The organism is Corynebacterium sp. CQ3829_602738, from assembly GCF_054478435.1.
This window is the reverse complement of record NZ_CM137003.1, coordinates 2,476,768-2,498,804: the sequence shown is the minus strand read 5'-3', so window position 1 is coordinate 2,498,804 and position 22,037 is coordinate 2,476,768. Positions and strand designations below refer to the sequence as shown.

The following is a 22,037-nucleotide window of genomic DNA, read 5'->3' as shown; positions in this document are numbered from 1 at the left end:
AACTCCCAGCCATGAGTGCTGTCCGGGTCAATATCCAGCCCCACATGCTTGCGTGGGCGCTGGAAAGCACTGGCCTGCCGGAAGCAGAATTGGAGAAGCGATTCCCCAAGCTTCCACAGTGGCACTCGGGTGAGACTCGCCCAACGCTGAAGCAGGCGAGGGAGCTCGCGAAGCTCGCTCGCATTCCTTTCGGCCGCTTGCTGTTGGATGAGCCGTCGGGTGAGCGAGTGGGAGTGACGGACTTTCGGACCGTCGGGAACAAGGCGATGGGCACCGTGAGTGCCGATTTGCGGGAGACTATCCGCTCGAGTCAGAACAGGCTCGCTTGGTACGCCGATTTTGCTGCTGAGGAGGGTATCGCCCCGCCGACGATGTATGCCTCGGCCACGATCGAGCAGCATCCGGCTGAAACGGCAGAGCGAACCAGGGAGCTTCTTGGTATCGAGAGAGGCAAACCACTCCCGGGAAGCGACAAAGTAGCCGAGCTCGCTGCTGCCATGGAAGAAGACGGAATCCTGGTGGCGAGAAACTCGATCGTCGGGAACACAACTTCGAGGGGGCTCAGCGTCGGCGAGTTCCGAGGTTTCACGATCGAAGACGGCGGCTACGTCTTGGTGTTTGTTAACACCGCGGATGCCAAAACTGCCCAGTTGTTCAGCTTGGCCCACGAATTGGGCCACGTTGTTCTTGGGCGCACCGGTATCTCTGATCACTCTGAGCATGCGGACGTCGAGCGTTGGTGCAACCGGTTCGCTGCTGCGGTGATCGCTCCGGCGGAGGCGGTGGAACGTCTCTACGCTGACGCGGACTTGCTGGATGCAGTAAACCGGCTTTCGCAGCGCTTCGGTCTGAGCCGGGAAGCGATGCTCTGGCGGCTAGTTGAGCTGGACTTCACCTCGCGCGAAGAGGCTGCGAACGTGGTTGGAATACTCAAAGGAAGCTCGTCTGAACAGCGAGAAAGCAGTGGCGCTCCTCCGTTTCACGTATTGGTGCGCTCGCGCGTCGGCGGCCGTTTCTTCGACACGGTTACTCGCGCCTGGAGCCATGGGCAGATTACGGGAAGAGACGCGGCACGGTACCTCGGTGCTAGTAGTTATGCCTCGCTATCTAAGCTCGCAGCGATGCAGCACGGGAAAGCGGTGTGATCCGTGTATCTCGTCGATACAAATTTCCTAGGCCAGATGGCGTCAGTGTATCCGCAGGATGTTTTTCCATCGCTGTGGACGGAGTTGGAGACGAGCCTCTTCTCGCCTGAAATCTATTTCCACGTGGAGGTCCACCAAGAAATGAGAAGGTGGGCCCACCCAACGCTGAATTGGTACCTGAACCATCTGCAGTCATTCCAGATTCTTCACCCGGACGAAGAGGAGGTTGACGCATATACAGAGGTCACTGACTGGGCGGTAAATAAACGAGTGCCTGGTTACAGCCAAGCTGCGACGGACGAGTTCGTTGACATTGCAGATGCTTGGCTTGTGGCCTCCGCTTATCGTCATGGCGCAACGCTAGTTACGAACGAGGTTCCGGCGCCGCAAGGAACGAGAAAGGTAAAGATCCCAGATGCGGCGGCTGCGTTCAATGTGCCTTGCATCAACACGCTCGAGTTTCTTCGAGAGCTCAAGGTCAGCGTGTAGATGCAATGACGCGCCGTTGAAGTCCCTTCGTTTGTAGAAGAGAACTTCGACGGCGCAGATACTGCTACCCTCGCTTACATAACCGCGACCCCGACAGGCTTCTTTCCCGCTGGTCAGATAGGCCTCCACGTCGCACGATTTGTCGTGTACGGAGGCTGCCATGGCGGGTTTGCGCCTGAACGCTCGGGAGTTCATGCGGGTCGCAGACGACCCCGATTCGCTGGTGGAAACAATGCTGCAGCAGTACATGAGCGACTACCAGACCGCCGTCGGGGAATCAGAACAACGCTCGTGGCGCAACAGCTTGCCGGCGCTCGCGGAGGATCTGGCAGCGGCTGGTCTAGACGCGGTCGATGTCCTGCTGGAGTACGCGCTTCCACTCACGTCGCAGCGCGCCGACGTCATCCTGGCCGGCACTCACCCGGAAACAGGGAATCCGTCCTTCGTCGTCGTAGAGCTGAAGCAGTGGACCGCGGCAGAACCCTTCGAGGGCGACGACGCGCTCGTTTCCGTGACGGGTCTTCCAGAACCGGTGCTCCACCCCGCGCGTCAGGTGGACGGGTACCGGCGCTACCTCACCAACTACCTGGTCAACCTTCACGACCACGAGGACTGGGTCGACGCGGTGGCGTACCTGCACGGTGCGGAAAGCGACCAGGGGCTGGTCGGGATTCTCAGGGGTGGGGATGTGCCGGTGTTTACCGGAGGACGTCGAGAAGCATTGCGCTCCTACTTGAAGGAACGGCTGAGCGGTGGCGGCAGTGCGGAGGTGCTGCTGGGGTCGGCTGTGCGGCCGTCGACAAAGCTCATGCAGGTCGCCGCGGACGAGGTGCGCGACCGCGAGCAGTTCATCTTGCTGGGCGACCAGCAGCTCGCGGTGGACATGATCAGGCACGAAGTACACCGGGCGGGCACCAAGAAGCGGGTCATCGTGGTGTCCGGCGGCCCGGGCAGCGGCAAGTCCGCGATCGCGCTATCCGCGCTGGGCGAGCTGGCCAGGGAAGGCAAAACGGTGCTGCATGCGACCGGGTCTAGGTCGTTCACGCAGACCATGCGCAAAGTCGCGGGACACCGGAGTAGGGACACGCAGAGCCTGTTCAAGTACTTCAATTCCTTCACCAAAGCGCTGCCGGATGAGATCGACGTACTGATCGCGGACGAGGCGCACCGCATTCGGCAGACCTCGAACAACCGCTTCACCAGGGCCGCGGACCGAAGCGACCGCCTGCAGATCGACGAGCTCATCTCCGCCGCCCGCGTGCCAGTTTTTCTTCTCGACGACCACCAGGTCGTGCGCAAAGGCGAGCTCGGCTCCGTCCGCGAGATCGAAGCGTTCGCCCGCGCGCAAGGTCTCGAGGTCGTGCGTATTGAACTGGACGAGCAGTTTCGGTGCGGCGGGTCCGCGGCGTATGTGGACTGGGTGGAGCAGATACTCGGGCTTAACGACGGCGTTCCGTTTGAAGCCGCACTCCCAGACGACGACCCGTTGGTGGTGGAGGTCGTCGATTCGCCGTGGGAGCTGGAGCGCTGCCTGCGAGAGCGCAACGACAATGGCTATACAGCCCGCATCTCCGCCGGCTACTGCTGGCAATGGTCCGACGCAAAACGGGACGGGTTGGTCGACGACGTGGTGATCGGCGACTGGGCTCGGCCGTGGAACAACAAGGAGGACCGTCGCGTCGGCACCGCTCCCCCGTCGGCGCTGTGGGCGACGCAAGAGGGCGGCTTCGACCAGGTTGGCTGCGTGTACACCGCCCAGGGTTTCGAATTCGATTGGGCGGGCGTAATCATTGGCCCGGATCTGGTGTGGCGGGACGGGCGCTTCGAAACCGTCCGCTCCGCTAACAAGGACCCGCACTTTCGCAACCCGAAGACGGTGCCGGACGAGGATTTCGATCTGTTGGTACGTCACGTGTACAAAGTGCTGCTAACGCGCGGGATGATCGGTACCATTTTGTATTCTCCGGACGCGCAGACCCGCGAGGCCCTGCGCGCCCTGTTGAACTAGTTCCCTTTCGGGCCCAACGGACTTCCCCGCCGGACATGTCCTCACCCCGCGTAACGCAGATGAGGCATGCCCCGTGGACGCTTTTCCCAAGCCGCTTATCCAACGAGTCCGGTACGACGACCAATTCGCAGTCAGCTTAGAGACGGCCTACGGTGAGCGCGCCGAAGACGAGCGCGCAGACTGGATCACTCACCAGTTGAACTTTCCCACCGTGTACGTGGTTCGCAGCCGCCGCGAGTATGAGCACGGGTACCGGTACAAGGTGTACGTCGGCGAGACTAACGACATTCAGAAGCGCACCCGCCAGCATCTTTTCCAGGACATCAAGACGCGGCCTGATTGGAGGGAGTTCAGTGAGGCGGAGGACGTGGAGATGTATGTAATCGGCCACCCGTACTTCAACAAGTCTCTCACTCTCGACGTGGAGAACCGGTTCCTGCATTACCTGGAATCGTGCAAGTCAGTGGAGCGCCGCAACAACCGGCGCACGAACGAGCAGCGCGACTACTTCACCTACGAGCATCTGGACCAGTTGTTCGATGAAGTTTGGGAGGAACTCCACCGGGTCGAGCCAGAGCTTTTTGAGTCCAAGGAAGCGATCACCTCCTCCGCGATTTTCAAGGCATCGCCATTTCAGAAGCTCAACGAGGAGCAGCTCACCGCGCAGAATCAGATCTTCGAAGCCGTGAACAACGCGTTGGAAGGCGGCGTGGGTGACGACGTGTTGGACCATAAGCTGATCTTGGTCTCCGGTGAGGCAGGGTCCGGCAAGACCGTACTGATCAGCAGTATTTTCAACGGCATCATGATGGGCGTGGAAGATGAGGACGAGCGCTTCCGTGCTCTAGCCGCAGGACTCGACATGGACGGGACTGGCATCGACGGGTACCTCGTCTCGGGCCACAAGAACGATGGTGGGCAGCTGGCGGTGTACAAGGAGATCATTAAGAAGGCGGGCATCCCCGACTCACGTAAAGGTGGCGACCGGGAGCGCGTATACAGCCCCACCCAGTTCATTAACCGCTTCTCTCCCGACGACCCCGCGGATGTCGTACTCATCGACGAGGCGCACCTCCTGCTTACGCAGAAAGCTCTCGGCTACTTCCACGACCAGCCGCAAATCGAGGCAATTCTGGACCGCGCCAAGGTCGTCGTGGCGGTGTACGACCCGAAGCAGACTCTGGAAACCCCGCAGCACTGGGAAGTCCCCGTCGAGGACTACTTCGCCGACCGCATGGCTCAGCCGGCGATTCGATTGACCAACCAGATGAGGTTGAATGCGGATCCGGAGACGATCAAGTGGATTCGCACGTTCGTGGACAAGGGCGTGATTCTGCCAGTGCACGCGGACTCGCAGGGTTACGACCTACGCATTTTTGATAGCCCTCATGCTTTGGATGCTGCGATCCGGGAGAAGGACTCGGCAGTTGAGAACAACCTGTCCCGCTTGATCGCCACCTACGACTGGCCGTATAGCGCTGCGAAGAAGAACGAGAACGACCCCGACGGTTGGTGGTACGTCAACGTGGAGCACGAGACCGGCAGTCTGCGCCGGCCGTGGAACCTGCAGCTACGAGAAGAACGCAAAGAGCGCCGCATCGCCTACCGCAAGGCATGGTCGGAGACGCCATCCACGATCGGCGAGATTGGATCCACCTACACAATTCAAGGTTTCGATCTGAACTACGCAGGCGTGATTCTCGGACCCTCAGTGAAGTACCGGAATGGTCGCGTGGTGTTCGACCCGTCCGAGTCTGCCCACAAGAAGGCTGTGCAGAATCGCGTATTCGCAGACGGCTCGCGTGAGTCGTTTGGAGAAGAGATGCTGCAGAACGAGCTCAATGTGCTGATGACCCGCGGCACCAAAGGCATGTTCATCTACGCGGTGGATGAGCAACTGCGGGAAGCGCTGTTGGAGGCGCAGCGAGCTTCAACAGCGGATTAGACAACCAGAAGATTACCGGGATCTGTATCGTTTGCGCTGGCGCCGAGCAGTGCTCCAGCCGGTTCGGCGCGCGTGAGAGCCCGGGGCGTCGGGGCGCATCATTAGCGTGAGTCCATCGAAGTCGGTGGGAACCCAGTCGTATCTGTGTGTGCGGAACTCCATCCCTTGTTCATTGTTGCTGGAATAGACCAGCAACGCGCGCCCATGTCAGATGCGGGTTTTTGGTACCGGTGTTCCGGAGACCCGGTACTGCTGTGTTCCGGGTAGTTGGTACCGGGGCCGGGCCGACGGAGTTGGCCCGGCTGTTTGTCTTATTCGTCCGGTTCTATTGGGGCGGTGGCCTTGCGCATGTCGAAGTCTCCGATGCGGATTCGGTGGCCGTTGTTGAGGCGGCTAACGAGTGAATCGGCTCCGACTCTGTCGGGGAGGGCTTCGACCCAATAGGCGGCGGCCGATTGGGAGGAGATCAGTGTTGGGAGCCGACCGTCGCGGTCGAATATGATCTTGCTCAGGTCTTCTTGCCCGCGCTGGTTGATGCTCATGGTCATAAAATCGTCGATGATAAGGACATCGACATTGATCAGTTTCCGCATCTTATCGAGGTAGTTTTGGTCAGTCGGTGAGAAGACCGCCAACATGTCTACGAGTTGGTCTAGCCGGTAGTAGGCCACGGAGTATCCGGCTTGGCATGCGGCGACGCCGATGGCGCAGACTATGTATGTTTTCCCTGTTCCGGTCGGTGCGAGGATGTGAATGTTGGTCGGGTTTTCCCGCCAGTTGGTCGCCGCGATTCGTTTCAGTTGGCGCATGTTGATGCCGCGTTGTTCTGCTCGGGTGACTTCAGCAAGGCTCGCGTCCGGGTATCGGAATTGTGCCTGGGTGATGGCTTTGGCGATGTTGCGTTGTTGCCGCTGTGTGTAGGCCTCTTCGACTGCTGCGAGGAAGATGTCCTCTGGTAGCGCATCCGCGTAGGCCTCGTCGTTGACAATCTCGTAGAAGACATCAGCGAAGGTCGATACGCGAAGCTTTCGCATTTTTGCCCGTACTGTTTCGTCATTGATGTTGCTCATGGTTCACGCTCCTTCTAGTTTTCGTAGTGGTCAGCAGGACGGATGAAGACGGCGTCAGCTGCGTCGCTGGTAAGCGGGGCGCTTGGGCGTTGTTGGTTCTTCGTCGCGGGCTGTGTCTTTCGCCCTGGTGCAGCAGGGGGCTGCTGAGCGTGCGCAATGTCAGTCTGGATGCGCTTGATCACAGCCATAGTTGGAGCCAGCTTCTTTTCTAAGACCTGCTGGCACGCCGGCTCGAGGGTGGCTTTGCTGTGCTTTTTGCCCAGGTTGGCCAGCACGTTGCGAGCTTGAAGAAGTCCGCGGGGGACGGCGGCACTATTACGATCGAGGATCATCGCTATGACTGTGTGCGTTGCAGAACCGAACGACGAGGCCCAAGCCAAGAGTTCGTCGCGGGTGAGCGCCTTGTGGCCTTCGTCATCGCTGCTTGGCCCATGGTTGGGATCAGTGGAGTACCGGTATTTGAATCCGTGAAGGCGTGTGTGTTCAGCAACTAGTTGATCACCGTTGAAGATGCTCACCAGTTGCGGGGTGAGCCTGACCGTCACTGCCTCTCCTACCAGCTGAAATGGCACAGAATAGTACTGGTAGTCACAGGTGATGTGCCAATTACGGTCGACTTTGAGCCGCTTGTATGACACTTCCGTAAACGGTGTCGGCGGCAGATCGCGCATCACTGGTGCTTCTTCTTGCTCAAAGCGCATGCGCCGTGTTGTGCCATCAGCCCGTGTCATTGCGCTGTTGATATCGGCAAGCCGGTCAGCGATTGCCTCATTGAGTTCATCGAGATTGTAGAAGACCTCGTCGCTGAAATACCCGAGTATTTTGGTGTAGGCGATTTTCACAGCACGTTCTACTGCCGCTTTGTCGCGTGGCCTGCCAGGTCTTGTCGGCACAATCGTGACCCCGTAGTAGTCGGCAAACGCTGCGTAGCGGTCAGTGACCATCCGGTAGCCTGAATGCTTCCTCGGCCGGTAGGTCGCCGTAGAGGCATTATCCGGCACGATGACCGCCGGTAATTTGCCAAGATAGTTCAACGCTTTGACGTGGCATGCAATCCAAGCCGGCATCTTCTCATTCGCAGCAGCAGTGACGTACATCAGCCCTGAGTACGGGCATACCGCGACAAACAGCGACGCCTTGAATGCGGTATCACCACTGGCCTGATCCACCACCGGCACTTTGTCGCCAGCCCAGTCGACGTAAAGCTCTTGCCCCGGCTCATGGGTGACGACTTCGACAAGATCATGAGCACGGAGAAATTCATTGAGCCCACTGCAAAACTGGGAGTACTGGTACTTTGTCTTGTCCGTCGGACACGGCTGCGACAAGTAGTCCATCCACAGCTTGTGCCTGGTCACGTGCTTTTTGCTTTGGAGCTTGCGTGCAAGGGCTTGAAAATCAGGCTGGTCGTAGGACATCGTCCGCTTACTCCGGCCGTCGCTGAATCGATCATCGAACCATCCCGGTGGGAGTTGGCGGAAACGCTCTGGCGTTAGTGCCTCATCAGCGATGACTTTCTTTGCGCGGGATACTTCTCGTCGTGAACATCCCAATGCGTGTGTGATCTGCGCGTAGCTTGCACCGTCAAGGCACATCGCGATGATCTGTTTGAAGTTAGCCACAAGGACCGGCTCCTTCCAAGTAGATGTTGACGCGACACCACCGGATTGTGGTGTCGCCAACATCAACTATGAAAGAAAACCCCTTGCAGTACCGGGTACGTGGAACACCGGTACCAACTACGCGGACTCGCGGTACCAACTACCCCGAATCGACACGCCCATCCTTGACCAGTTCGGTCGTTCGTCGCCAGAGCAATTCACGGATTCTCGCGGATGGCTTGCCTACAAAAGTGCCGGGCGCGATCTCCACCAGCCACTTGGTGAGATCGCCGCGCAGACCAGCAGGGCATGCGGTGACGACGAGAACCATCATGGTGTGCCCTCGTGTTCAGACCAGTTCACGCCGGCTGCGATGACTTCGAGTTCACTCCAGAGGTAGAGCTCGGCATCCGAGAAAGTCTCGTCGTCAGTTAGGTCCATAACGTATTTGAGGTCTTTGACCATCCTCGGCATGAGCCGTTTGTCGACAACGGCATCGCGCACAAGCCGCCTCACAGCGACGCCGGGTTTCATTTCACCGGAGGCGACAGCGTCAAATGCTGCAGGGATTGCTATTTCTGCCTTGTAGAGGTCCGCGATGTCATACACAAACGCGCGGTCGGTTCCGTTATGCACCACTCCGAGCGCAGGCACGAAACCAAGCCCGGCGATTACCGCGTGTGCGATGCCATACAACGCGGAGTTTGCAGAGGTCAACGCTTGGTTGATCGGATCGGAGGAATCGTAATCATTCGGATCGTATGCACGCCGGTTCCAGATGAGACCAACACGTGCCGCTTCGTCGGCGTACACCTTCTTCATCCGTGCGCCTTCGCGGCCGCGGAGTTTGGCCATGGAAAGACCGGTGAGATCCTCTCCAGGGAAACGCAGGCTGTACATGCGTTTTGCGCATGCAAGTCGCTTCCTCTGGTTTGTGACTATCTCGGCTTGGAGCTCTGCCATTCGCGACGACTTTGCTGGTGGTCTGCCACTCGCGTAGTAGCGAACTCCCCTCTCCCCTACCCACACGGTTGAGACACCGGCGTCCCCAAGGAGAGCCATCGCCGCATAGGTAATCCTGGTACCTGGGCCGAGGAGCAGAACTGCCAGTTGCGTTGCGGCGACATGGGCAACCCCGCGCTGGTCTGTGATCGTAAGCGCGTTGCCGTCACGGTTTACAACGGCACGCTCGACATACAGGAATGAGATCCGACTACCCATCTGCGACAAGGCCTGTCGCGTGATGGGCACTTCTTGCGGAGTCGGAGACACTATTTCACCGGTGCCAGGGTGAGCAAGCCACAGCCGTAGGCTCGCCCGCGACCGATTCCCTGTGTAAGCGTGGTGCGTAAACGCCCGGCATCGGCTACCTCGAGGTTGCCGACGAACCGGGCCTTGGAAATACGGACGGGCGGAACATTGCGCGATTTCTTATCGCGCCGGAACACGTCGGTCCACCGTTCAAGCACCTGAGGTTGATCGGTGACGTCCCATCGGGCCCGTTCTTCGTCAGTGACGCTGTCGTCTATACGCGGCGCTAAGCGAAAGCCGGCCCGCTCGGACTGTTTGTACAGCCAGGTGAGCTGATTGTGTGCAGAAACGTGAGGCTTTACCTTTCCACGCTTTCCTTCGCGGGGCTCGGAGTACGTGGGGTTGGCGACGAGTTCAAAATGCCATCGCTGTCCTCTCATGAGCGATGAAAGGAAACGCTCATAGTCGGCCGACTGAGCGGGTCGTGCTTCCCAGCCTGCTTGCTCGACAATGTGTGCCCCTGTCGGTTTCTCCGGGCCGACTATGTAAAGCACATGCTCATTTGGGTGTTTGTCTACCCGCCACAGCACTCGCGCTTCTGTTTGAGAGATGTCGGGTGGAAAAGCTTTACGAACAGCTGCATGCATCGCCTGTGGGTCTGTCAGTAGTTTCACACCCTGCCTGCGTGCTGGGTTTAAGGAAATTCGAGTCAACGTTGTCATGCTTGAACCACCGCCTCAAAGAACTCATCCGTGCTGATAGACGTTTCGACACCCTGGGGGTTGCCAAGCACAACATCGTGGCAGCGAACGACATCCCGCCACCCGTAGCGCCGGTGCTTGGGATCAAAGGAAAGTGGAACATCCTGCCGCGGAACGGCACCTGGTTCAGCGACGTTCGCGTCGCGATACAGCGCAAGCGACACTTCTTTCGGTGCCTGCTTCTTATGGTGATCGGTTGCGTACCAGGTCTTGTGGCTCCGTAGTGCGGTTTCAGCGTCGGAGTCCACAACACCAATCACCAACCCAGGGTGCACGGGACACGACCGGCGTCCCATGAACAATGGGTAGGCAGGTTTGCGGAGCGCTTCTGCCATGCTCTCTAGAAACGTGCGGTCCGCGTGTTCCACGGCAGCCAAAAATGCTGCGTCGGAGAGGAAGTAGCGGGTGACCAGCTGCGCCGGGTCTTGCGGACGCGTCTGCCAGGGTTGTGCGGTTTGGTAGTCGCGCAGCAAGCTGCCGGATTGATCGACGCGGACCGCAAGGCGCAACTTGGCAAGGTCCTCGATGTCATCGGTGCGTCGCCGCCCTTGGGCAGCCGCGATTAGGCCGACGATCCCTGACTTCGTTGGGGTGGTCGCTGTGGCTCGCGTCTTGTACCTGCTTTCATCGCCCCAGGACTGCATCGGTCCTTTGAGGAGGAGGAGCAAAGAGTGTGTCATTACTGGTCACCTACGACGCGCCCGAGAACTTCGTTGATATTCTGCGTTAGCTCCTGCAGAGTGGTTTTCTCCGCGATTTCATTGAATGAGTCGGCCGTCTCGCCGATCCCCATGACGTACGCTGCGAGCGGCTTGAATCCGTAAACGGACTCAACATCACGTGCTTCCCGCGCGAGGCGGTCCGCTGCCACCTTGCGGCGAGACACACCCTTTTCTGCCTCGACCGGAACTTCGAACGCGTTGACCAGGGAGACAGGTCGGGTATCGCGGATGGCTACGTAAACGAGCTCCGGGAGGGTTTGGTTGGCAAAGGTGTTGATTTTGCCGGTCGGCATGGAGCTCACGAACGCTTCAATGAAGTGCTCGACAGCGAGGCGAGCTGCATCGACAGAGTTCAGATTGTCCTTCAGGCCGTTGAAGTTGATCGTTGCGTAGCGGTACATCGTCGACGACATCATTTGGACCGTGCCGATCATGCCCGCGCCGGTCTCCTTGCCGTCCTCGGCAAGATCATCCACCGCCGTGAAGTAGTCGAAGTCCGGGGTCGAAGCGTGAATGCCGATGGCGTGTGCGACCTGGACGGATGCGTCCACATTGTAGGCGGCATCGTCGGCGACCATACGGCCGAACATCGCCATGTCTACCGAGTGATCAGTGTCAAGAATTGCCTTCGCCGCGGCCTTGGAAGGCTTCTCGCCATCCAGTGCGAGCAGTTCCTCTACGGCACGATCGATCTGTTGCTGGCTGAGGAATAAGAGGTAGCTAGTGCGGGGATACGGGCTCGGCTTGTCATCCGGGTCATCGTTCTGATTCGTCTTATCGAAGGCGATTTTGCGGTCGACGTTTTTGAACAGATCGTAGACGCGTTGGATTGCTTCGTCTTGCTCGAGACCCGCTTCGATGAGGCGCAGGGCGATCTTCTCCGGGAGACGCTTGGAGCGATCTCCAATCTGCTGCGCATCGAAGTTCTCTTCAAAGTAGCGACGGATGGCGCGCTTCCAGGATTGGGATGACACGCGTTGGCGTGGGACGCCGCCGAAGATCGCGGACTTTGGTGCACCGGTGTCGTCTCGGTTGATCAGTGATGGCGGGACGGTCTGTAGTGCGTGGATATCAATAACGATGGACATGATGAACCTTTCTTCGAGTATGGCTAGGAGGTGGCAAAGGGGGATGTGATTTCCGATTCGGCTTCAGCGGCGCGCTGTGCCTTCGGGCGTAGTGTTCCGACTGCGTAGTCCCTACCCCAGCGGAGCAGGACACCGTCGCGACGCGATGGGTACTGAAGCGACCGCAAGTCTCGGGCGAAACTGCCGTAGTCGAATGCGAGTTCCTTACTTCGCAGAAGTGTCACGAGCGACCGCAAATGCAGTACACGTGATGCTTCATCGCGCGCGGACTGCGTAGCGTCAAACCGTGGTTTGATCGAGTTGGAATCACTCAGGGTCTGCAGGCGACCGCATGCGCGTGCAAATGAGCATTCAGTGGTGTGCACTGGCTTCGTTGCACTTTGCATGTGTTGAGCGAACAGAGTGAGCGCGTTGTACGCCGCTAGTTCTGACGGGGAGGGGGCATCGCCACGCCCGAGCTCGTTGTCGCTGAGGGGAGGCTCGAGAAGCATCAGTACTTTTTGCAGTGCCAATGGGTCGGCGCTGAAACTGCGTGCCGCGCTTTGGCGGAGTTCCGCGAGAACACGTCGTGCGTCTGCGCCAGCGGCCGTTTCGGCTCGGTCCAGATAGTTTCGTTGGAGGTATGAAACGGTGTTCCCAATACTGAGTTGGAGTGTCGGTTCGGTCATGCTGTTTCTCCTTGCTCGGCGGGGGTTCGAGTGTCTCGGGCCCGATCGGACGGCCTATTTCGTTCGATCAGTGGTAGGTTCTCGCTCAGGCGGTAGCGCAACTGCCGGTAAAGTGAACCCGCATTGACAATCCGGCCAGAGTCGTCGTCCTGCGCATCGACGACTCTTCCAACGAGCGCCCGCTGTCCTGCGCCGCGGATGGCTTCATCTGCAATGTGGAGTACCTGATTCTCGATTTCGACCTGCCAACCAGTTGCTTCGTTGCCAATATGCGCGAGATCCAGGTTGCGCAGCCAGGTCAGGAACTTCGGCTCGAGAACGGTGTACAGACGGTCAGCCGCGTCAGCGTCGAAAACGTACTCTCCACCTGCTGCTACCTTGAGTTGGCCGGCAAACTTGCCGAGTGAACTCGCGGCGTCCTTCGTCGCTTCGGCCGCATCGCGCACGTACTGACGGTGGACAGCGGATAACGAGTTGTCCCGCAACAGTTGCAATGGAAGGCCCATGTTTGCGCTCACGATCGTGTTGACGGTTGAGCCTTTCGGTCCGTATTCCATGGACACGATATTTAAGTCAACGACTTCATCAGTTCCCTGGTCCTCTGCGATAGCAGAAAAATTCACCAGATTTGAGGGTCGTTTAGGGGCAAGATTCTTCTCATTGAAGCCGGGATCGGAGTGTGTGGCGATGAGGGCGTCTAGGGACCGCCACATCGTTCGTGTCGTGTCGTAACGGCAAGGGTAGAAAGCCTCAGTCCCCTTCTTCGATTGCTTGGGGTTATACCGATAAGGAGTCATCGGATCGCCATACACATTCTTGCCCTTATCCGGTATCTTATCGCCGATACTCACCAGTACATTAACAATCGCATCGCCTTCTGCGAACAGGCGAATCCTTCGCGATTGCCACGTGGCAAAGTCTGCTGGTCCATGAGGCAGTAGCGCGTCCGGCTTCTCAAGTTTTCCAGCGCGGTCGTTGCGTTGGCTTGGGGTATCCGGCTCCCGTTCCCACACGGGATGATCATCAGCGTTATCCAAGTAGATGGCCTCTGGAGTTGAGTTCAACAGCAGAGTTTCGAGCAACGTGGTGCCCCGAATGACGGTGCCTCCCGTCATTCCGGACCAACCGGTTCCGATTGGATAGCCTTTTCCGTTCTTGACTCGGGGGTCTCCTTCAACACCAGTTTTGATGCCTGCATAGTCGTACGCCTGCGCGTGAACAAGCCACCTAGCGGCTTCCGCAAACGATAGGTTCGACCGTCCGTCATGGGTGCGCATAGTGAAGTAGTCATGCTCAGCGTCGGGCACGATGCGGGAGATGTCGGATTTCGTGCCTTTCCTCGTTTGAAGGCCCGCTACCTGCATAAAAGGGGCTCCCTTGTGTAGCAGGTCAAAGCGCGATTCGTACTGTGCGAGGTAGGCCAGGACGGTTTCGTCGTGTCCGTCATTCAGCAGGGCTCGTCGCTTATCGACGAACCAGTCCTCCCACCGGAAGTCCCGGCGACCAGCACGGGTACTGAGCAGTTCTGTTATGGACTGGTGGTGGGCTCTCCAAAAAATAGCAAGAAGTAGACGAAGAACGGCGTAATCCTGGGTCGGTGAATCCCCAAGGACAGCAGTGGGCGTTGCGCTGCCGTCGAAAATTTCTCGGATGCTCAGCGTTGCGGAGCCATCGTTGGTCGTGCAAATGATCCACGGTTCATCCAACAAGTTAAACGATGGTGTGGTTTGTGGACGTTGGCTCATTTCTTCAACCTCCTTCGCTTTCTTTGTGTTGGTGTGCGGTGGTTCTGTGCTCATCTAACTACCCCCCTCGACATCAGGGTGGCTGGAATCGAACGCACTTTCTAAACCCAGTTCGGATGAGTATCTGACCCGGAAACTCCCTAATCGCGCTTCACCACTTTCATCCAGTGCCAGAGCAAGCTGTCCTTTAAGCAGGTAGTGGTCGTTCCATTCGATCGGGGTGGAGCGCTCAAGCACATCGATAACGGCTTCAAAGTCAGAATCGTCCCGGGTCATCCTGAGTGGCAGCCGAACTGTGCTTGAGGCGAGTTGAAAAGCCTGGTTGTAGTGCAGGGGAACCCCGTTGGCGATTCTGTCTACTCGGCCGAAAGGCGTGTAGAAATCGCCAGACTGTTGTATCGGGATTACTTCCACTGTCGGCTCAGTGTCGCGGACTTGTGCAGCCCCCTTTTCATCATCACCGAGCTGGATCGTTGCAGCGGTGGGGTCGCCAAATAGCTTCTGCATTGTGTCGGTGTCCTTCGGCGACTTGATCCGGAAAGATCTCGAGCGCTGATGGGCACGGTCGATGCGCTGTTTGCTTAGCGTCGATGCCTGGGCCCACACTTCTTCCCATCCTGCAGGGACCGTGTGGTCATCGCTGTAAGTCGATTGAACAAGCGTCGCGACGTCGTCGGGCCGCCTAAATTCGGCCGGCAGCTCTAGCAGGGTTTTCAGCAAAATGAGGGGGTCGTAAACCGCGCTAGCTCCTGAGTCGACTGTTGGGGCGGGCTCTACACGCTCGATCGCCCGGATGAACACTTGCGGCTTTCGCAATTGTTCTGGGCGATCCGATTCTGGTCGTCCATGTCTATGGAGCCGCCCGATACGCTGGATCACGAGATCCATCGGTGCGAGATCGGTGACAAGGACGTCGGCGTCGATATCCAGACTTTGCTCCGCTACCTGTGTTGCCACAACGATCCTCCGCCAGGGCCTGCCTTCACCCCGGTGGCTGTCCGGCCCGAGTTCCTGGCGCATTCGGTCTTCTTTTTCTGAGCGCTGCCACGCCATAAATCCTGCGTGGTGGAGTTCGACTTCGCCGGGGTAGTCAGCAACGAGAGTGCTGTATGCCTCCTGGGCCCGGGCGATGGTGTTGCAGATGATGAGGGCGACGCCACCGTCGATAAGCAGACGCCCGAGAAGTTCTTCCAGCGCGGTAATTGCGTCGTCGATAATCGTGATGCGTGCCTCGAGGTTTGTTGGGCTTTGCTCGGGTGTGACGTACCGCAAGGAGCTTTCGTTGGCGACGGTGATGAGGGGGTAAGCCTCTGTATGCTTGTTGACGGGTTTTCTGGTGTAGGCCTCAATGAGTTTCTCGCGTTCCGCGGAGGGCAGGGTTGCCGACATCATGATGACCGTCGCCCCGTAGTGCGCGAGCCATTCCAGTGTGGTCGCGAGGTAGTCCGATGTATACGCCCCGTATGAGTGGATCTCATCGAAAATAATGATCTTGCCGGCGAGCGCAGCGTGGCGAAGCATCGAGTACCGCTGCCGCAAGGCAAGCATGAGCACTTGGTCGACGGTGCCAACCACAATGTTGGAGAGGAGTCCGCGGCGCCGCCCACTCATCCATGAACTGGCAACTACGTCGCCGTTCGGGGAGGGGTTATAGGCATCCTCGTTGATGTCTCTGAACCGCAGCTCCCGATAGGGTGTGGAAAGCTGGTTCTTGGAGTGGGCGAGGTAAAGCGAAGAGACCGAACCCGTTTTCGTCGTGTTGCGGGCCCAGTTCATTGTGCGTTCTAAAAGTCCGTTCGCGGTAGCCATTGTCGGGGCAGCAAAGTAGACCCCTTGAGCCCCGTTAGAGGCGGCGATGATTTGCGCGGCCGCCAGTGCAGCTTCCGTCTTGCCGACACCCGTCTCCGCCTCCAGGATGATCAAACTCGGCTCGGTGCACGTCTCCGCTACGTCTGCCATCGCCTTTTGGATCGGCCTGGCTTGGAACGCAGCGGGCCACCCGAATGAGTCCCGGAACAGGGCGTGTACATCGGCATCTGGTTTTGGGGGTTTCCAAGGCGCAGTGAGATCGATGGCGCGCATGCCGTCTTCCGCTCGCTGCGTTTGGGTGCCGGAGACAACCATCGGGAAGGCATCGGGATTTGAGGCAATCCAGTCAGCCATCACAATGAGGCCGGTGAGAATCTGAGCCTCGGCCGCGAGGGGGCTCGGTAGCGATCTCAGCGACTCCAGTACGTCGTGAACACCCACGGTCGCCGTCATCGCGTCGATGATTTCATTGTGCACGGCGCGCCATTCGACCGGATACTCAGAGAGCACGTTGTTAATCGCATCGCGTTCTGCGCCCGATGGCACGCCGTGGTGAGCATCCACGGTCGACGAAAGCCAGTTGGCAAGACGGTGCGAATACCCCTTCTGCTCCAGCCAATTGCGTAGAATCAATCCTGAACTAATGCTGTGCGGCATTGACTTTCTACCGGCTTCAAGCTTGCTCATGGCAATAGGGAGACCAGCATCAGCCACGCCTGATAGAAGGTGCCTGAACTCCGGCTTCACGTCGAGTTGGCTCTGAAAGGTAAGGGTACCCTTACCCAGATCATGCAGGCCTGTCAACCATATGTAAAGGCGCCGGACTTCCTCAATGGACAGCTCTAGATTCTGGGCGACATTGACTTTGAGGGAGTGAGAAACCCACTTGTCGTAAACAACGGCAGCGACGCAGGCGGAGTCAATCAAGTGCTGAGCCAGACTGAGGTGCCCAGTCTCATCCCCTGATTTGGCCCACAGCGACTGGGCCTGTGGGCTCAGCTTGTCAACAAAAGAGTCGATCGTGGTGGAGGTCTGGTCTTGGCAATCGGACTTACACGTCAGTTCAGTCATGGGAACTCCGGTCGGGTCGTGTTAAGAACCACAGTAGGAGAATTCGATAGTTCATACTCCGTTTGACTAATTGAGAGCAATCGAGCTGAAGAAAGAGTCTGGACCGTGAGGTTTCCCCGCACCTGTGAAGCAGGGATGAGCCGTAGTAGAAAGGCGGCTTTAACTTTCCCCGCACCCGCGGGGTATCGTCGGAATGGCTCAACCAAGTTGTCCTCCGAGATCCTTTGGCCGATGCAACGTTGCTGGTCGCCAAGGGTCTGCCCCGCACCTGCGGGGATGAGCCCGGCGCTCCACGGACGCCGGTTCTGGGTGGCGGGTCTGCCCCGCACCTGCGGGGATGAGCCGTGCTGGCAGCCATTCGCGAAGCCACATCTCGAGTCTGCCCCGCACCTGCGGGGATGAGCCCGGCGAGAGTGTGCCGGTGGAAGATGTCAGCCAGTCTGCCCCGCACCTGCGGGGATGAGCCCCAGCTCGTCGCCGTCCTCGACGCGCGGGAGGTGTCTGCCCCGCACCTGCGGGGATGAGCCCCGGCGCGGGTTGGCTTGGATGAACCGCTGCTGGTCTGCCCCGCACCTGCGGGGATGAGCCCGGGAAGACCGTGTCGTGGGGTAAGGCCCAGTCGTCTGCCCCGCACCTGCGGGGATGAGCCCGTTGCCCGTAGCCGGATGTGAAGTTGTCCGGCGTCTGCCCCGCACCTGCGGGGATGAGCCCGCGTCGAGCCCCCACATGGCGTTCGACATGGAGTCTGCCCCGCACCTGCGGGGATGAGCCGTGCGGCACCGGAGTTCGACCCGGCGCGGTGCGGTCTGCCCCGCACCTGCGGGGATGAGCCCTACCGCGCCGACGCTCACCGTGCCGTGTTCGAGTCTGCCCCGCACCTGCGGGGATGAGCCCTGAAAACGGTGATGCTTCAGATCCGGGTTGTCGTCTGCCCCGCACCTGCGGGGATGAGCCGTCGGGGAGCCGTGCGGCGTCAAACAACTGAGAAGGTCTGCCCCGCACCTGCGGGGATGAGCCCTCGCCGTCTGGCACCCCGCCCGAGACTGGCCCGTCTGCCCCGCACCTGCGGGGATGAGCCCTACGTCAAGGTCGTGCCGGAGACGGCGAAGAAGTTTGCCCCGCACCTGCGGGGATGAGCCCTTCTTCACCCCGACCGGGGCGGTCACGCTGACCGTCTGCCCCGCACCTGCGGGGATGAGCCCGAGATCCGCGGGCACGGCCCCTCGTACTCCGGGTCTGCCCCGCACCTGCGGGGATGAGCCCAAATGCTTGTCCGCCAGACGCATGCCCACCAGGTCTGCCCCGCACCTGCGGGGATGAGCCCGGGTGGGCGGAAATCAGTTCGCTGATGGTGTGGTCTGCCCCGCACCTGCGGGGATGAGCCCTGAGGGCGCCGCTTTGGGTAGCGAGCTTGGTGGTCTGCCCCGCACCTGCGGGGATGAGCCCCGCTACATGGACTCCGACCCGGAGGTCATTGCGTCTGCCCCGCACCTGCGGGGATGAGCCCCAACGAAGCCCCCATGACCCAAGACAAGGTCGGTCTGCCCCGCACCTGCGAGGATGAGCCCACCAGCGCTCGCATGGCCGAGCTCATCACCTTGTCTGCCCCGCACCTGCGGGGATGAGCCGTGACGCCAATACCTGATATGGCACCTGCGAGAGTCTGCCCCGCACCTGCGGGGATGAGCCGTGACGCCGCCGCCCTATATGGTTCGTGGCGCAGTCTGCCACGCACCTGCGGGGATGAGCCCACCACCTGGCCAAACAGATACGGTGAAGCGGCAGTCTGCCCCGCACCTGCGGGGATGAGCCCAGCAGCAGGCAAGACAAAACCATCACGGAACTGTCTGCCCCGCACCTGCGGGGATGAGCCCGCCATCGTGCCGACCTCGCGCAACCGGCCGCAGTCTGCCCCGCACCTGCGGGGATGAGCCTGCAAAGGCGCCCGAGGGCATCCAGGCCGCCAAGTCTGCCCCGCACCTGCGGGGATGAGCCGAAGACGGACGCGCTGGCTGATGCCCGTGGCCGGTCTGCCCCGCACCTGCGGGGATGAGCCGTACTGGCCGTTGGCGTCCTTGGCGAGGCGGATGTCTGCCCCGCACCTGCGGGGATGAGCCCCGGGACGAGGAGCGCGGCTCCGAAGAAGTCCCGTCTGCCCCGCACCTGCGGGGATGAGCCCAAGGACCCCGGCTATGACAACATCTGGGATCCGTCTTCCCCGCACCTGCGGGGATGAGCCGGTCACTCGCCTGTTCGAGCACTACTTCTCCGAGTCTGCCCCGCACCTGCGGGGATGAGCCCATGTCCTGGTGGGCACCGGCGCGTAGCTTCGCGTCTGCCCCGCACCTGCGGGAATGAGCCCCGATGGCTGATCCGATCACGCTCCAAGACGTCGTCTGCCCCGCACCTGCGGGGATGAGCCGTCGGAGCCTGAAGCAACCGCAACAACGACCGGGTCTGCCCCGCACCTGCGGGGATGAGCCCACCTGCGGGTCCTCCGCCGCCTGGATGAGGAAGTCTGCCCCGCACCTGCGGGGATGAGCCCAGCATCTGGTCTTCGAGGTGCTGCACACCACCGTCTGCCCCGCACCTGCGGGGATGAGCCCCGCTAGTCACCAGCCGCGACTGGCTACAGTAGGTCTGCCCCGCACCTGCGGGGATGAGCCCTCCATGTTCGGTGAGGACAACGTCGTCATCACGTCTGCCCGCACCTGCGGGGATGAGCCCGGATTGAAGTTCCACGAGGCGCACTACGAGATGTCTGCCCCGCACCTGAGGGGATGAGCCCGATCGGGCCTGTTCTTGCTGTCGGACAGTTGCGTCTGCCCCGCACCTGCGGGGATGAGCCCATGAGCGGCATGTTCTCCGGGTGTTCGTCGCTGTCTGCCCCGCACCTGAGGGGATGAGCCCCCGGCCTAGCGGTGATGGTGCTGCACCACCACGTCTACCCCGCACCTGCGGGGATGAGCCCACGATCAAGAATGCGCCGGAGGGTGACTGGCCGTCTGCCCCGCACCTGCGGGGATGAGCTCAGCAGAGTGTCTTCCGGAGTGACGCATCGCGCGTCTGCCCACACCTGCTGGAGGGGCCGCAATCGCCGCATCTTTCTCTATGGCAACGGTGACCTCAACGTTAAAGGAAACAACCACGGAGACGGCGGTCGTGAAAGCGACCAAACTGTGCCCAAGGCGGCAGATCGCCCGGCTGACGGCAGCGGTTCTTCGCTCAGCGCCGGTGGCATCATTGGGATGGTGGTGGCGCCTCTCGCAGCGCTGGGTGTAGGCGCATTCGCTCTGGCGGGCGGCCTTCCGCCGCAGATCGCGAACGCGCTTCCTTCCAGGCTCCGCGCGGTACGCGGGGCGGGCGGCTCACCCCAGCTGCCCCGCCTCTCGCAAGAAGTCGATCACCTGCTCGGCACCTGTCTCCCAGTCCGTGATCCGGGGGCCCGCCACGTCTTGGTTATACGGCTGGTCGTAGACGAAGGTGGGGATGTTCATCTCGCGCAAGCTGTCAACGTTGTCGGGGGCGTCGTCGATGTACACGTGCGCACCAACCGAGTCCTTCAGGCCCGTGAAGCAGAGGGACATGTACGGAATGTTCATGCGGTCCAGCCAGGCTGCGGTGTCTGACACCACTTTTGCGTGAGAACCGCCGAAGATTAGCCGATGTGTCACCACGCGGATATGCGCGCCAGCGGCCGCGATCGTACGCATCGCTTCAGGCGCCCCGGGGATGGGTTCGAGATCGCGGTAAAGGCCGTGCGCCACGGCCGCCTTGTGGTGCTCCAGGAAGCCGTCTACGGTTTCGAAGCCCCATCCGGCGCGGTGCAGGGAGTACACCTCGGGCTCCGGCAGCGTTGATGGATCGACACCGCGCCGTTCGGCGACTACAGCGCGAATGCCGCCGGTGTAATCGGCGCACACTCCGTCGAGGTCCAGGCCCACGATGGCGCGACCACGAAAGGTTCTTTGGTTATCCTGCAGCTCAATCACGGTGTTTCCTTCCGTCGGGCATCCGGTTCCTCATCTGGTTTAGGCACTTTAGCTGCGACCTCCGACGCGGTTGCCTGCAAATCTCGCAGGTATTCGCGGATATCGAACTTGCCGGCGTAAAACCAGCAGTACCGATCGGTCAGGTACTCCACATCCCAAGCGCCGGTTTCCATGACTGAGATGGCTTCGCGCTGGAGGGTGCCGTCGAGAAGCACACTGCGAATGATGTACTCCTTGTTCTCGTAGTCGTGGTTGCAGAACCGCTCGTACTTGTGCACCCAGATCAGCACCGACACCGCATGGACAACGAAGGCCACCAGCAGGAACCCGATGATGATGTCGTAGGGCGGATATGCGTTCTGGGGGCGCCCCGGGAGGCATTTCGGCGGCCCGGCGCTCTCGTCCAGCAGGATCGCCACTAGGGGAAGAAGGAAGGCCAGGTCTAAAGTTCACTGATCAAGCTGGCGACCTCAGGAATTTCCATCAGCTTCTCGCTGATCTCATTGACCCTCGCCGGGTCATGGCCTTTCTTCGGTGACACCGTAGTCATTATCGGTGAAGCTCCTTCTAGATCAGAGCCCCACACACAAAATTCCTGACACCCTCTCCGAGTTATCTGAAGTGCTCGGAGATCGTCGGATTTGATTACGGAACTTCTGCTTTGCTCCCCTC

At 60.0% G+C, this 22,037-nt stretch carries 15 protein-coding genes, 2 pseudogenes and 2 CRISPR repeat arrays; of the genes and pseudogenes, 4 read left to right on the top strand and 13 right to left on the bottom strand.

Translation table 11 applies throughout. From position 1 onward, the window contains the following. The first annotated feature begins 11 nt into the window (after window positions 1-11). From ACX1NL_RS11925 to ACX1NL_RS11910, 4 genes are all read left to right on the top strand, one after another. Entirely contained in the window at window positions 12-1,145 is a 1,134-nt protein-coding gene (locus ACX1NL_RS11925; protein ID WP_239356541.1) for an ImmA/IrrE family metallo-endopeptidase, read from the top strand. Between the two features lie 3 nt (window positions 1,146-1,148). After that, window positions 1,149-1,634, top strand: a complete 486-nt coding sequence (locus tag ACX1NL_RS11920) for a DUF4411 family protein (RefSeq protein ID WP_239356540.1) — start codon at window positions 1,149-1,151, stop codon at window positions 1,632-1,634. 160 nt (window positions 1,635-1,794) lie between these two features. After that, on the top strand, window positions 1,795-3,642 hold the full coding sequence (locus tag ACX1NL_RS11915) for a DUF2075 domain-containing protein (RefSeq protein ID WP_239356539.1): 1,848 nt from the start codon (window positions 1,795-1,797) through the stop codon (window positions 3,640-3,642). 73 nt (window positions 3,643-3,715) lie between these two features. Then, the gene (locus ACX1NL_RS11910; RefSeq protein ID WP_458898260.1) at window positions 3,716-5,587 is read left to right on the top strand and encodes a DNA/RNA helicase domain-containing protein; all 1,872 of its coding nucleotides are present in this window, start codon (window positions 3,716-3,718) and stop codon (window positions 5,585-5,587) included. Between the two features lie 12 nt (window positions 5,588-5,599). On the opposite strand, the pseudogene ACX1NL_RS11905 reads toward ACX1NL_RS11910, so the two are convergent. The 13 genes and pseudogenes from ACX1NL_RS11905 to ACX1NL_RS11845 form a co-directional block, all read right to left on the bottom strand. Further along, window positions 5,600-5,791: pseudogene (locus tag ACX1NL_RS11905) on the bottom strand (type I-E CRISPR-associated endoribonuclease Cas2); the annotation flags it as partial. A gap of 107 nt (window positions 5,792-5,898) precedes the next feature. Next, window positions 5,899-6,657, bottom strand: coding sequence for an ATP-binding protein (locus ACX1NL_RS11900; RefSeq protein WP_092100363.1), 759 nt, complete (start codon window positions 6,655-6,657; stop codon window positions 5,899-5,901). Window positions 6,658-6,671: 14 nt separating this feature from the next. Next, on the bottom strand, window positions 6,672-8,279 hold the full coding sequence (gene istA, locus ACX1NL_RS11895; protein WP_458897662.1) for an IS21 family transposase: 1,608 nt from the start codon (window positions 8,277-8,279) through the stop codon (window positions 6,672-6,674). Between the two features lie 154 nt (window positions 8,280-8,433). Beyond that, a pseudogene (cas2e, locus tag ACX1NL_RS11890) lies at window positions 8,434-8,592 on the bottom strand (type I-E CRISPR-associated endoribonuclease Cas2e); the annotation flags it as partial. Then, window positions 8,589-9,479 (bottom strand): type I-E CRISPR-associated endonuclease Cas1e, encoded by an 891-nt coding sequence (gene cas1e / locus ACX1NL_RS11885; protein ID WP_458898936.1) that lies wholly within the window; start codon window positions 9,477-9,479, stop codon window positions 8,589-8,591. The gene cas1e and the pseudogene cas2e, both read right to left, overlap by 4 nt. A gap of 50 nt (window positions 9,480-9,529) precedes the next feature. Next, window positions 9,530-10,231 (bottom strand): type I-E CRISPR-associated protein Cas6/Cse3/CasE, encoded by a 702-nt coding sequence (gene cas6e, locus ACX1NL_RS11880; RefSeq protein WP_458898259.1) that lies wholly within the window; start codon window positions 10,229-10,231, stop codon window positions 9,530-9,532. After that, window positions 10,228-10,950, bottom strand: a complete 723-nt coding sequence (gene cas5e, locus ACX1NL_RS11875) for a type I-E CRISPR-associated protein Cas5/CasD (protein ID WP_458898258.1) — start codon at window positions 10,948-10,950, stop codon at window positions 10,228-10,230. Before cas5e ends, cas6e begins: the two co-directional genes overlap by 4 nt. Then, on the bottom strand, window positions 10,950-12,080 hold the full coding sequence (gene cas7e, locus ACX1NL_RS11870) for a type I-E CRISPR-associated protein Cas7/Cse4/CasC (RefSeq protein ID WP_458898257.1): 1,131 nt from the start codon (window positions 12,078-12,080) through the stop codon (window positions 10,950-10,952). The genes cas5e and cas7e overlap by 1 nt, the downstream gene beginning before the upstream one ends. Window positions 12,081-12,103: 23 nt before the next feature. Continuing rightward, window positions 12,104-12,748, bottom strand: coding sequence for a type I-E CRISPR-associated protein Cse2/CasB (casB, locus tag ACX1NL_RS11865; RefSeq protein WP_458898256.1), 645 nt, complete (start codon window positions 12,746-12,748; stop codon window positions 12,104-12,106). After that, a complete protein-coding gene (gene casA, locus ACX1NL_RS11860; RefSeq protein ID WP_458898255.1) occupies window positions 12,745-14,547 on the bottom strand; it encodes a type I-E CRISPR-associated protein Cse1/CasA in 1,803 nt (600 codons plus the stop codon). The genes casB and casA overlap by 4 nt, the downstream gene beginning before the upstream one ends. Beyond that, window positions 14,548-17,373, bottom strand: a complete 2,826-nt coding sequence (gene cas3, locus ACX1NL_RS11855) for a CRISPR-associated helicase Cas3' (RefSeq protein WP_458898254.1) — start codon at window positions 17,371-17,373, stop codon at window positions 14,548-14,550. A gap of 255 nt (window positions 17,374-17,628) precedes the next feature. After that, window positions 17,629-20,039: direct repeats of the CRISPR family, unit length 28 nt; unit sequence GTCTGCCCCGCACCTGCGGGGATGAGCC. 92 nt (window positions 20,040-20,131) lie between these two features. Further along, window positions 20,132-20,404: a CRISPR direct-repeat array (repeat unit 28 nt; unit sequence GTCTGCCCCGCACCTGCGGGGATGAGCC). A 337-nt stretch (window positions 20,405-20,741) separates the two neighbouring features. After that, window positions 20,742-21,365 (bottom strand): 5' nucleotidase, NT5C type, encoded by a 624-nt coding sequence (locus ACX1NL_RS11850; RefSeq protein WP_458898253.1) that lies wholly within the window; start codon window positions 21,363-21,365, stop codon window positions 20,742-20,744. Further along, window positions 21,362-21,784: a hypothetical protein gene (locus ACX1NL_RS11845; RefSeq protein WP_458898252.1), complete on the bottom strand. Its 423-nt coding sequence runs from the start codon at window positions 21,782-21,784 to the stop codon at window positions 21,362-21,364. The genes ACX1NL_RS11850 and ACX1NL_RS11845 overlap by 4 nt, the downstream gene beginning before the upstream one ends. Window positions 21,785-22,037: the final 253 nt, after the last annotated feature.